The sequence below is a fragment of the Aeromicrobium sp. genome (assembly GCF_036675695.1).
In the GTDB taxonomy this organism is placed as follows: Bacteria; Actinomycetota; Actinomycetes; order Propionibacteriales; family Nocardioidaceae; genus Aeromicrobium.
The window spans coordinates 1-11,631 of record NZ_JAKFEL010000243.1; the positions used below are offsets into that span (position 1 = coordinate 1).

The following is an 11,631-nucleotide window of genomic DNA, read 5'->3' on the forward strand; positions in this document are numbered from 1 at the left end:
GACGCCCGTGATCGACGATTCAGGAGCCCGAGCTGTGACGACAGCCCCCACCCCACTCGACTGGACTGACCTCGACAAGCAGGCCGTGGACACCGCCCGCCTCCTCGCCGCCGATGCGGTCGAGAAGGCCGGACACGGTCACCCCGGTACCGCGATGAGCCTGGCCCCCGCGGCCTACCTGATCTACCAGAAGCTGATGCGTCACAACCCCGCCGATCCGCACTGGATCGGCCGCGACCGCTTCGTCCTCTCGTGCGGCCACTCGAGCCTCACGCAGTACATCCAGCTGTTCCTGGCCGGCTATGACGTCAGCCTCGACGACCTCAAGTCGCTTCGTACGTGGGGCAGTCTGACGCCGGGCCACCCGGAGCACAACCACACGCCCGGCGTCGAGGTGACGACCGGCCCCCTGGGCCAGGGAGTCGGCAACGCGGTCGGTATGGCCATGGCCGCCCGCCGCGAGCGCGGTCTGCTCGATCCGGACGCGGTCGCCGGTGACAGCCTGTTCGACCACGACGTCTACGTCATCGCATCCGATGGCGACCTCGAGGAAGGCATCTCCTCCGAGGCGTCTTCACTCGCCGGCCACCAGAAGCTCGGCAACCTGACCGTCCTGTACGACGACAACCACATCTCGATCGAGGACGACACCAACGTCGCGTTCAGCGAAGACGTTGCGGCGCGCTACGAGTCGTACGGCTGGCACGTGCAGAAGATCGACTGGACCAACGGTGGCAAGGAATACGTCGAGGACGTCCAGGCGCTCTACGACGCGTTCCAGGCAGCCGCCGCGGTGACCGACAAGCCGAGCTTCATCCAGCTCCGCACGATCATCGCCTGGCCCGCACCGACCAAGCAGAACACCGGCGCCTCGCACGGCTCAGCCTTGGGCGCTGACGAGATCGCAGCAACCAAGAAGCTTCTCGGATTCGATCCCGACCAGACGTTCGAAGTCCGCGGTGACGTGCTCGCGCACTCGCAAGCCGCCCGCACCCGCGGCACCGAGCAGCAGTTGGAATGGCAAGCGTCGTTCGACGCGTGGAAGACGTCGCACGCTGATTCCGCTGCGCTGCTCGACCGCCTCAACAGCCGCACCCTTCCTGCCGGCTGGGACGCAGACTTGCCGACGTACGAGGCCAGCGACAAGGGTGTCGCGACCCGTGTGGCGTCGGGTGAGTTCCTGACGGCCGCCGCACCGAAGTTGCCCGAGCTGTGGGGCGGCTCTGCCGACCTCGCGGGCTCGAACAACACGACCCCAAAGGGCGAGCCGTCGTTCCTGCCTCCGGAGCACTCGACGAAGTCGTTCCAGGGCAACCTCTACGGTCGCGTCCTGCACTTCGGCATCCGCGAGCACGCGATGGGAGCCGTGCTCAACGGCATCGCGCTGCATGGTCCGACCCGCCCGTACGGCGGAACGTTCCTGGTGTTCAGCGACTACATGCGTCCGGCGGTACGCCTGGCGGCTCTCCAGGAGCTTCCCGTCACGTACGTGTGGACCCACGACTCGATCGGGCTCGGTGAGGACGGACCCACCCACCAGCCCATCGAGCACCTCGCTGCACTGCGAGCCATCCCGGGCCTCGACGTCATCCGTCCCGCTGATGCCAACGAGACCGTCGCCGCGTGGAAGGCAGTCCTCGCGATCACCGACCGACCGACGGCTCTAGCCCTGAGCCGACAGAACGTTCCGACGTTCCCGCGCGGGACCGACGGCTACGCGAGCGCTGACCTCGTCTCCAAGGGCGCCTACACGCTGCTCGACACCGATGGTGAGCCCGACGTGATCCTCGTCGGCACCGGCTCCGAGGTGCAGATCGCCGTCAAGGCGCGTGAGCTGCTCGCAGCCGACGGCATCAAGGCGCGTGTCGTCTCCATGCCGTGCCGCGAGTGGTTCGAGCAGCAGGACGAGGCATACCGCGAGAGCATCATCCCGGCAGGCCTGCGTGCCCGCGTCGCGGTTGAAGCCGGCGTGGCATTCGGCTGGCGCGACGTGGTCGGCGACGCCGGTCGCATCGTCAGCATCGAGCACTACGGCGCCTCGGCCGCCTTCGCGACGCTGTACGAGAAGTTCGGCGTCACGCCGGACGCAGTTGCCGCTGCCGCTCGTGAGTCCATGGCCGCGGCAAGCTCAGTCCCCACCGCACCGTTCCACGCGCGACCCGCAGGAGCAGTCGGACCCGCAGACAACCCCGACGCCGCACACTGACGTCCGAATCCTCACGAAGGAGACATCATGAACGACCGCTTGAAGGCACTCGCTGACGCCGGCGTATCCATCTGGCTCGACGACCTGTCCCGCGAACGCCTTGAGTCGGGCAACCTCGCCACGCTCGTTGCCGATTCCGGCGTCGTGGGTGTCACGACCAACCCGACGATCTTCGCAGGCGCTCTGTCCAACGGCGAGCGCTATTCGACGCAGATCAAGGAGCTCAAGGCTTCTGGCGCGAGCGTCGACGAGGCCGTATTCGAGCTGACCACGACCGATGTACGCCAGGGTTGCGACATCCTCCTGTCGGTCTACGACGCCACGGGCGGTGTCGACGGCCGAGTCTCGATCGAGGTCGAGCCCGGCCTTGCCCGCGACACCGAGGCAACCGTCAGCATGGCCAAGAAGCTGTGGGACAAGGTCGGCCACCCCAACACGCTGATCAAGATCCCCGCCACGGTCGAAGGACTGCCGGCAATTGCCCAGACCATCGCAGCGGGCATCAGCGTCAACGTGACGCTGATTTTCTCGCTGGATCGCTACCGCGGCGTGATGGATGCCTACCTCGACGGCCTCGAGCAGGCAGATGCCGCCGGCCTGGACCTTCGCAACATCCACTCGGTCGCGTCGTTCTTCGTCAGCCGGGTCGACTCCGAGGTCGACAACCGCCTCGACGCCGACAGCCCGCTGCGCGGCAAGGCAGCCATCGCCAACGCGCGACTCGCCTACGAGGCGTACGAGGAGGTCTTCGGATCCGACCGGTTCAAGGCGCTTGCGGCGAAGGGCGCCAACGCCCAGCGTCCGCTCTGGGCGTCGACCGGCGTGAAGGACCCGGCCTACTCCGACACGATGTACGTCACCGAGCTCGTCGTTGCCAACACCGTCAATACGATGCCCGAGAAGACGCTCCAGGCATTCGCTGACCACGGTGACCTGCATGGTGACGCCGTCACGGGTACGTACGACGAGGCCCGCGCGCTCATCGCCGAGCTCGAGGCCCAGGGCATCAGCTACGACGATGTCGTCGACGTACTTGAGCGTGAAGGACTCGAGAAGTTCGATGCCTCGTGGGCAGAGCTCCTCGAAACCGTGTCCAACGAGCTCGACAAGGCCTGACACGTGGTCGAGCTCTTCCTCACCGCGCCTTCGCAACACGAATATGAAGGCGCCTTGAAGAGCGCCATCGACAGTCGGCTCGCCTCGCGCATCGCCGAGAACGATCCGACCGAATGGGGCCCGGACGCCGTTTCGGAAGCCTCGATCCGACTGAGCTGGACCGGACTCGCCGAGTCGTCCCGCCCGCTGATCGCGGAGATCGTCGAGCTTCGCGAGAGCCTGGCGGCCGAGGGCCTCGATCACGTAGTCCTCTGCGGTATGGGCGGTTCGTCTCTTGCGCCCGAGGTCATCTGCCACACCTACGGTGTGCCGCTGACGGTCCTCGACTCGTCGCAACCGGACATGGTGCGGTCGGCCATCGCAGACCGACTGGATCGGAGCATCGTCGTCGTCGCCAGCAAGTCGGGCGGGACGATCGAGACTGACAGCCAGCGACGCGCGTACGAGAGGGCCTTCACCGACGCCGGCCTCACACCTACCGACCACATCATCGTCGTGACTGATCCCGGCTCACCGCTCGACAACGAGGCGACAGCCGCGGGATACCGCGTGTTCCACGCAGATCCCAACGTCGGTGGCCGCTACTCCGCGCTGACGGCGTTTGGTCTTGTGCCGAGCGGTCTTGCTGGTGCCGATGTCGGCGAGCTCCTCGACCAGGCAGCGTCGGTGCAGGATGACGTCGCTCTGGATGGTGCCGACAACCCGGCGCTCCGACTCGGCGTGCTGCTCGGGGTCGCACATCGTCATCGCGTCGACAAGCTCGTCATGGCTGATCAGTCGAGGCATGGCTTCGGAGACTGGATCGAGCAGCTTGTCGCTGAGTCGACGGGCAAGAACGGCAAGGGCATCCTCCCGGTCGTCGTACCGTTCGAGAACGCCGTCAACTTCAACCCGAGCACCGCTGATTCGATTCTGCTGTCGATCGATGGCGACGACGCTCCTGAGGCGCAGTCGGGCTATGGCATCGCCATCAAGGCAACCCTGGGCGCAGAGATGCTGATCTGGGAGACGGCCGTGGCCGTAGCCGGCAGCGTCATCGGCATCAACCCCTTCGACCAGCCTGACGTCGAGAGCGCCAAGCAGGCCGCCCGCGACATGCTCGGCGGAGCGGGAGAAGCGCCCACACCTGACTTCACCGCCGATGGCATTGATGTCTACGGCGCTCAGGGCACCACCGTGGCCGACGCGGTCGGCACGCTGTTCAGCCAGCTCGACCTGCACCATGGCTATGTCGCCTTGCAGGTCTACCTCGACCGCTTCGATCATGCCGACTTCGCGGGCGCACGTGAGATCGTCGCCCAGCGCACCGGACGCCCGACGACGTTCGGTTGGGGCCCTCGCTTCCTTCACTCGACCGGGCAGTATCACAAGGGCGGCCCCGGAACTGGAGTGTTCCTGCAGATCACGGGTGACCCGGTCGAGGATCTCGAAGTGCCTGGCCGCGACTTCACCTTCGGATCGTTCATCCAGTCGCAGGCTGCGGGCGACGCAGCAGTGCTGCGAGAGCGCGGGCGCCCGGTCGTACGTCTGCACCTCAAGGACGTACCTGCAGGTCTTCAGCTGCTGCGCACCGTGCTCGCGGGCAAGGGCGAAGCGTGACCACCAATCCGCTGCGCGACGCTCGCGACCGCCGACTCCCCCGCATCGCCGGACCCTGCAGCCTGATCCTGTTCGGAGTGACGGGCGACCTCGCGAAGAAGAAGCTCATCCCCGCGGTCTACGACCTTGCCAACCGTGGTCTGCTGCCTCCCGGCTTTGCCCTGGTTGGCTTCGCGCGCCAGGACTTCGGCAAGCAGGCGTTCTCCAAGATGATCAAGCAGGCGGCCAAGGACGGCGCCCGTACGCCGTGGAGCGAGACCGTATGGAAGCAACTGGCCGCCGGCATCCGTTTCGTTCCTGGCGAGTTCGACGACGATGACGCCTGGGAGCGCCTCGGCAGGACCATGAAGGAGCTCGACGAGCAGCAGGGCACTGGTGGCAACCACGCGTTCTACCTGTCGATCCCACCCGGACTCTTCCCGGTTGTCGTCTCTCAGATCAAGAAGCACGGACTCGCTGAGTCGTCACAGGGATGGCGCCGTGTCGTCATCGAGAAGCCGTTCGGACACGACCTCGCGTCGGCGCAGGAACTCAATCAGATCGTCGCCGACGTCTTCCCGAGCCAGTCGGTGTTCCGTATCGACCACTACCTCGGCAAGGAGACCGTGCAGAACATCTTGGCGTTCCGGTTCGCCAACGGGATGTTCGAGCCGATCTGGAACAACCATTACGTCGACCACGTCCAGATCACGATGGCCGAGGACATCGGCATCGGATCCCGCGCCGGCTACTACGACGGCATCGGCGCGGCACGCGATGTCATCCAGAACCACTTGCTCCAGCTCATGGCCCTGATCGCGATGGAGGAGCCTGTCTCGTTCAACGCCAAGAGCCTGCGCATCGAGAAGCAGAAGATCCTCGCCAACGCCCGTCCACCAGCACGCGTGGACCTGCACACGGCCCATGCGCAGTACGACGGCGGCTGGGCCGGCGGCGAGAAGGTCCTCGGCTATCTCGAGGAGAACGGCATACCCGAGAGCTCGACCACCGAGACGTACGCGGCGATGCGCATCGACATCAGCACCCGCCGCTGGGCCGGCGTGCCGTTCTACCTGCGTACCGGCAAGCGCCTGGGCCGTCGCGTCACCGAGCTCGCGGTCGTCTTCAAGCGGGCCCCGCACCAGCCGTTCAGCAAGCACGACGTCGAGGAGCTGGGCCAGAACGCACTCGTCATGCGCATCCAGCCCGATGAGGGCGTGACGTTGCGTTTCGGAGCAAAGGTCCCCGGCACCACGATGGAGATCCGCGACGTCAACATGGACTTCGCCTACGGCGGCGCCTTCGTCGAGAGCAGCCCTGAAGCGTACGAGCGCCTCATCCTTGACGTGCTGCTCGGCGATCCCCCGCTCTTCCCGCATCGCGAAGAGGTCGAGCTGGCCTGGGAGATCCTTGACCCGGTTATCCAGCACTGGAGCAAGCAGAACACGATCGACACCTATCCGTCTGGAACGTGGGGCCCGGTGTCGGCGGACAAGATGCTCGAGCGCGATGGCCGAGCTTGGAGGCGTCCCTAGTCATGGAGATCGCACTCGAGAAGACCAATGCCGCGCGGATCGCTCGCGCACTCGTCAAGGCTCGCCGGGCCGCTGGCAGCCCAGCAATGGACATGGTGCTCACCCTGCTAGTTGTCACCGACGACGATGCCGTCGGTGAAGCTCTCAAGACGGCAACCACCCTGTCGCGCGAGCATCCGTCACGGGTGATCGGTGTGATCCTGGGCGATGGTCGGGGCGCCGCCGAGCTCAACGCCAAGGTGCGGGTGGGCGAGAACTCGTCAGGTGAGTCGATCCTGCTTCGCATCTCCGGTGAGCTCACCAAGCACGCCGAGTCGGTTGTACTGCCCCTCCTGCTGCCTGACTCCCCCGTTGTGGTCTGGTGGCCCGGCAAACCTCCTACCAAGCCGTCAGGTGATGCCATCGGCAAGCTGGCCCAGCGCCGGCTCACCGACGCCGAAGCCACAGACTCGCCGATTCGCTCACTCAAGGCCGTCGCGCGAGAGTTCGCTCCGGGCGACACCGACCTGTCCTGGACCCGTCTGACCCCGTGGCGCGCACTCCTGGCTGCGGCGCTCGACCAGTCCACCAGCACGGTCACTGGCGGCACTGTGGTCGCCGGTACAGGCAACCCGGCAGCAACTCTGCTCGTCGCGTGGCTGGAGAGCCGCCTCAAGGTGTCGATCACGCTGCGCAAGGGCGACATCGAGCAGATCTCCTCCGTCGTGCTGCATTCCACGGCAGGCGACGTCCGCATCGAACGCATTGGTCCCACGTCGTGCCACTTCAGCGTTCCCGGCTCATCTCCGCGTGAGGTGCCGCTAGGCGCTCGTACGCTCGCTGAACTGCTGGCCGAGGACTTGCGCCGCCTCGACTCCGACGACATCTACGAGGCGACCATTCGCCACCTGCTGAAGCCATGAGGCGAATCGATGTCGTGCCGGACGCGACAACCCTGGCTACAACGGTTGCGTCGCTTCTGTCGATCCGCATCGCAGACGTGCAGGCAACTGGTCGGCGACCCAGCGTCGTGCTCACCGGCGGAACGATCGCCATCGCCATCTACGAGGCACTTGAAGCCGGATCTGTCGACTGGTCCGACGTGGACTTCTACTGGGGCGACGAGCGGTACGTCCCGGAGGGACATGCGGATCGCAACGACCAGCAGGCAAGGGACTCATTCCTGACCCGCTTGGAAGTTCCTGTTGAGCACATCCATTCGATGCCTGCGCACGGCTGCGATCTCAGCATGGCCCAGGCGGCGAACACGTACGGCGACAAGCTCCCGCGGGACCCGTTCGACGTGGTGCTGCTGGGCATGGGTCCCGACGGCCACGTCGCGTCGCTGTTCCCCGGGTTCGAACAACTACACGAGACCGAGCGCCGAGTTGTCGAAGTGTTCAACTCCCCCAAGCCGCCGCCGGAGCGCATCACGATGACGTTCCCGACGCTCAACAACGCCGATGCCGTGTGGTTCCTGGTGTCGGGCGACGGCAAGGCCGAAGCCGTGGCACGCGCTCTCAGCGACGGCACGATTGACGACACGCCAGCCACCGGAGTGACGGGCGCGACGGAAACGCTGTGGCTGCTCGATGAAGCAGCGGCTTCACAGCTCTAGAAGATGACTTCGCCGGTCTTGCGCTTGGTGCGCAGCATCTCGATGGCCTCGGTCAGGATCTCGGCTGCTTCGGTCTCGGAGCGGCGCTCCTTCACGTAAGCGAGGTGCGTCTTGTAGGGCGCAACTTTGAGGGCCGACTGGAGGTTCTCGGCGTCGACGCCCGCAGGAAGTCCGCAGCGCGGGCAGTCCCACGACTCAGGCGCTTCAGCCTCAACGGCGAACTGCAGCACGGTGGTGTGCTCGTTCATGCAGAAGTACGAGACTGACTGGCGCGGAGCCGACTCGCCGCGCTCGGCTTCTCCCATGGGTCCAGCCCCGATACGGCTGCCCCGGATCGCGCCTGCCGCCACTAGTTGCTCACCTTCAGGAGCAGGCCGAGTGCGAAGATGCACACGACCCAGACGACAGCGATGCCGACCGTGATGCGGTCAAGGTTGCGCTCAGCAACTGACGAGCCGCCCAGCGAGCTGGAGACACCTCCACCGAACATGTCGGAGAGGCCACCCCCACGGCCCTTGTGCATGAGAACCAGCACGATCATCAGCAGGCTGCTGATCGTGAGGATTATGGAGAACGTCAAAATCACGGGTGGACCTTCGTTGTCAGGTGCCGGACAGATCCGGCATGTCGTAGAACCGAGCAATCCCGGCGAACTCCTCCGCTTGGAGGCTCGCGCCGCCAACCAAAGCTCCGTCGACGTCCGACTTCGCCATGATGGCGGCAATATTCGCCGCTTTCACTGATCCGCCGTAAAGGATACGCAATGAGTCTGCAGCATCGGCAGACCAGGTCTCGGCAACACGTGCACGAATCGCCGCACAGACCTCCTGCGCGTCTTCCGGAGTGGCAACTTCACCGGTGCCAATTGCCCATACCGGCTCGTATGCCACCACCAGCGAGGCGATCTGCTCAGCGCTGAATCCGGCAAGGGAACCGTCGATCTGAGCCAACGTGTAGGCCACGTGCTCGCCCGACTGGCGGACCTCGAGACCCTCGCCGACGCACACGATCGGCGTCATACCGGCTGCAAGAGACTTGGCGGCCTTGGTGTTGACGAGAGCGTCCGACTCGCCGTGGTACTCACGGCGCTCGGAGTGACCGACGACGACGTACGAGCAGCCGAGCTTGGCGAGCATCGCGGCGGAGATCTCGCCGGTGTAGGCACCGCCATCGTGCTCGGAGACGTCCTGTGCGCCGTAGCCGATTGCCAGGTGGTCACCGTCGACCAGCGTCTGCACGCTGCGGATGTCGGTGAACGGAGGGATCACGACGACTTCGGACTTCTCAAAGTCATGCTTCTTGTCCTGCAACGTCCAGGCGAGCTTCTGGACAAGAACCACGGCTTCCTGGTGGTTGAGGTTGGACTTCCAGTTGCCTGCCATCAAAGGCTTGCGAGACGCCATGGCTACTTCCCTTCCAGGATGTCTAGACCCGGGAGCGTCTTGCCCTCGAGGTATTCGAGACTTGCTCCACCACCGGTGGAGATGTGACCGAAGTCCGAGTCCTCGAAGCCGAGCTGGCGTACGGCCGCGGCCGAGTCACCACCGCCGACGACCGACAGGCCGTCAACTTCGGTGAGCGCCTGTGCAACTGCGCGAGTGCCAGCCTCGAAGGACGACATCTCGAACACGCCCATCGGACCGTTCCAGAACACAGTCCTGGACGACGCAATGAGCGCGGCGAACGCTGCACCGCTGTCGGGCCCGATGTCGAGGCCCAACTGGTCGGCCGGGATCGAGTCGGCCGCAACCGTGGAAGCGTTGGCGTCCTTGAACTCCGGTGCCACCACGATGTCGGTCGGCAGCACAAGCTTCACGCCCTTGGCTTCAGCCTGGGCGATGTAGTCGCGCGCGATGTCGAGCTGGTCCTCTTCAAGAAGTGACTTGCCAACCTCGTGGCCCTGAGCCTTGAGGAAGGTGAACACCATCCCGCCACCGATCAGCAGGTTGTCGGCCTTGTCGAGCAGATTGTCGATGACGCCGAGCTTGTCGGAGACCTTGGAACCGCCCAGTACGACCGTGTAGGGACGCTCAGGCGATTCGGTGAGGCGCTTGAGCACCTTCACCTCGGCCTCGACCAGACCACCGACGGCGGCAGGAAGACGAGTGGCGATGTCATAGACGCTGGCCTGCTTGCGGTGCACGACACCGAATCCGTCGGACACGAACACGTCGGCCAACTCGGCCAGCTCGTCCGCGAACTTGCCGCGTACAGCGTCGTCCTTGCTGGTTTCGCCGGCGTTGAACCGTACGTTCTCGAGCACGAGCACGTCGCCGTTGGCGAGGCTCGCGATCTGGTTCTTGGCGTCTTCGCCGACGGTGTCCTTGGCGAAGTAGACCTGCGGCTCGATGAGCTCACCCAGGCGGGTGGCAACCGGCTCAAGTGAGTACTTCGCGTCAGGCTTGCCCTCGGGGCGTCCGAGGTGCGCGACGACCAGCACCTGAGCGCCTGCGTCGGCGAGCTGAACGATTGTCGGAACGCTCGCGCGTACGCGGCCGTCGTCGGTGATCGTCGTACCGTCGAGAGGGACGTTGAGGTCGCTTCGGACGAGCACGCGCTTGCCGCGCAGGTCACCCAGGTCGCTGATCGTCTTCACAGGTCAGAGTGAGGTGCCGACGAGGACCGTGAGGTCGACGAGGCGGTTGGAATAGCCCCACTCGTTGTCGTACCAACCGACGACCTTGACCTGGTCGCCGATGACCTTGGTCAGGCCGGAGTCGAAGATGCACGACGCCGGGTCGGTGACGATGTCGGTCGACACGATCGGATCCTCGGTGTAGACGAGGAAGCCCTTGAGCGGGCCTTCGGCAGCATCCTTGACGATCTGGTTGACCTCTTCGACCGTGGTCTCACGCGATGCAGTGAACGTCAGGTCAGTCGCAGAGCCGGTGGGCACGGGTACGCGGAACGCGAATCCGTCGAGCTTGCCCTTGAGCTCCGGGAGCACGAGGCTGACGGCCTTTGCGGCACCCGTCGAGGTGGGAACGATGTTGACTGCTGCTGAGCGAGCACGGCGCAAGTCGTCGTGCGGCGCGTCCAGCAGGTTCTGGTCACCGGTGTAGGCGTGGATCGTGGTCATCAGTCCGCGTTCGATGCCGAGACCGTCATTGAGGGCCTTGGCCATCGGAGCGAGGCAGTTGGTGGTGCAAGACGCGTTAGAGATGATCGTGTGCGCCTCGGCGTCGTATGTGTCGTGGTTGACACCCATCACGAACGTGGCGTCCTCGTTCTTGGCTGGCGCGGAGATGATGACCTTCTTGGCACCGCCGTCGATGTGAGCCTTCGCCTTTGTTGCATCGGTGAAGAAGCCAGTGGACTCGATGACGATGTCGGCCCCGACAGCAGCCCAGTCGAGCTTGGCAGGATCGCGCTCGGCGAACGCGGCGAAGGACTTGCCGTCGACCGAGATGGAAGCGTCGTCGAAGGTCACCTCGCCGTCGAGCCGGCCGAGCGTCGAGTCGTACTTGAGCAGGTGTGCGAGCGTCTTGTTGTCCGTCAGGTCGTTGACGGCGACGATCTCGATGTCTGCTCCGGCGGCGCGTGCCGCGCGGAAGAAGTTGCGGCCGATGCGGCCAAATCCATTGATGCCTACGCGAACA

11 protein-coding genes are annotated in these 11,631 nt (G+C 65.2%); 6 read left to right on the forward strand and 5 right to left on the reverse strand.

Annotated elements, in window-relative coordinates; translation table 11 throughout:
- Window positions 1-34 precede the first annotated feature (34 nt).
- From tkt to pgl, 6 genes are read left to right on the forward strand one after another with little or no spacing between them, the layout of a single operon-like run.
- Complete coding sequence (tkt, locus tag V6M39_RS15960; protein WP_332644813.1) at window positions 35-2,206, forward strand: transketolase; 2,172 nt, start codon at window positions 35-37, stop codon at window positions 2,204-2,206.
- A gap of 27 nt (window positions 2,207-2,233) precedes the next feature.
- Window positions 2,234-3,322 carry a transaldolase gene (gene tal, locus V6M39_RS15965; RefSeq protein ID WP_332644804.1) on the forward strand — a complete coding sequence of 363 codons (1,089 nt, stop codon included), beginning with the start codon at window positions 2,234-2,236 and terminating at the stop codon, window positions 3,320-3,322.
- Between the two features lie 54 nt (window positions 3,323-3,376).
- The gene (locus V6M39_RS15970) at window positions 3,377-4,921 is read left to right on the forward strand and encodes a glucose-6-phosphate isomerase (protein WP_332644805.1); all 1,545 of its coding nucleotides are present in this window, start codon (window positions 3,377-3,379) and stop codon (window positions 4,919-4,921) included.
- Entirely contained in the window at window positions 4,918-6,435 is a 1,518-nt protein-coding gene (zwf, locus tag V6M39_RS15975) for a glucose-6-phosphate dehydrogenase (protein WP_332644806.1), read from the forward strand. Before V6M39_RS15970 ends, zwf begins: the two co-directional genes overlap by 4 nt.
- Before the next feature lie 2 nt (window positions 6,436-6,437).
- Window positions 6,438-7,337: a glucose-6-phosphate dehydrogenase assembly protein OpcA gene (locus V6M39_RS15980; protein ID WP_332644807.1), complete on the forward strand. Its 900-nt coding sequence runs from the start codon at window positions 6,438-6,440 to the stop codon at window positions 7,335-7,337.
- Entirely contained in the window at window positions 7,334-8,032 is a 699-nt protein-coding gene (gene pgl / locus V6M39_RS15985; protein ID WP_332644808.1) for a 6-phosphogluconolactonase, read from the forward strand. The genes V6M39_RS15980 and pgl overlap by 4 nt, the downstream gene beginning before the upstream one ends.
- Here pgl and V6M39_RS15990 read toward each other — a convergent pair.
- From V6M39_RS15990 to gap, 5 genes are all read right to left on the reverse strand, one after another.
- Window positions 8,029-8,382: an RNA polymerase-binding protein RbpA gene (locus V6M39_RS15990; protein ID WP_332644809.1), complete on the reverse strand. Its 354-nt coding sequence runs from the start codon at window positions 8,380-8,382 to the stop codon at window positions 8,029-8,031. The two genes, pgl and V6M39_RS15990, sit on opposite strands and share 4 nt — an antisense overlap.
- Window positions 8,382-8,618: a preprotein translocase subunit SecG gene (secG, locus tag V6M39_RS15995; RefSeq protein ID WP_309969921.1), complete on the reverse strand. Its 237-nt coding sequence runs from the start codon at window positions 8,616-8,618 to the stop codon at window positions 8,382-8,384. Before secG ends, V6M39_RS15990 begins: the two co-directional genes overlap by 1 nt.
- 16 nt (window positions 8,619-8,634) lie before the next feature.
- Window positions 8,635-9,435 carry a triose-phosphate isomerase gene (tpiA, locus tag V6M39_RS16000; RefSeq protein WP_332644810.1) on the reverse strand — a complete coding sequence of 267 codons (801 nt, stop codon included), beginning with the start codon at window positions 9,433-9,435 and terminating at the stop codon, window positions 8,635-8,637.
- Window positions 9,436-9,437: 2 nt separating this feature from the next.
- Complete coding sequence (locus V6M39_RS16005; protein WP_332644811.1) at window positions 9,438-10,628, reverse strand: phosphoglycerate kinase; 1,191 nt, start codon at window positions 10,626-10,628, stop codon at window positions 9,438-9,440.
- Window positions 10,629-10,631: 3 nt separating this feature from the next.
- Window positions 10,632-11,631 (reverse strand): type I glyceraldehyde-3-phosphate dehydrogenase (gene gap / locus V6M39_RS16010; protein ID WP_332644812.1); only part of this gene is annotated, 1,000 nt, incomplete at its 5' end.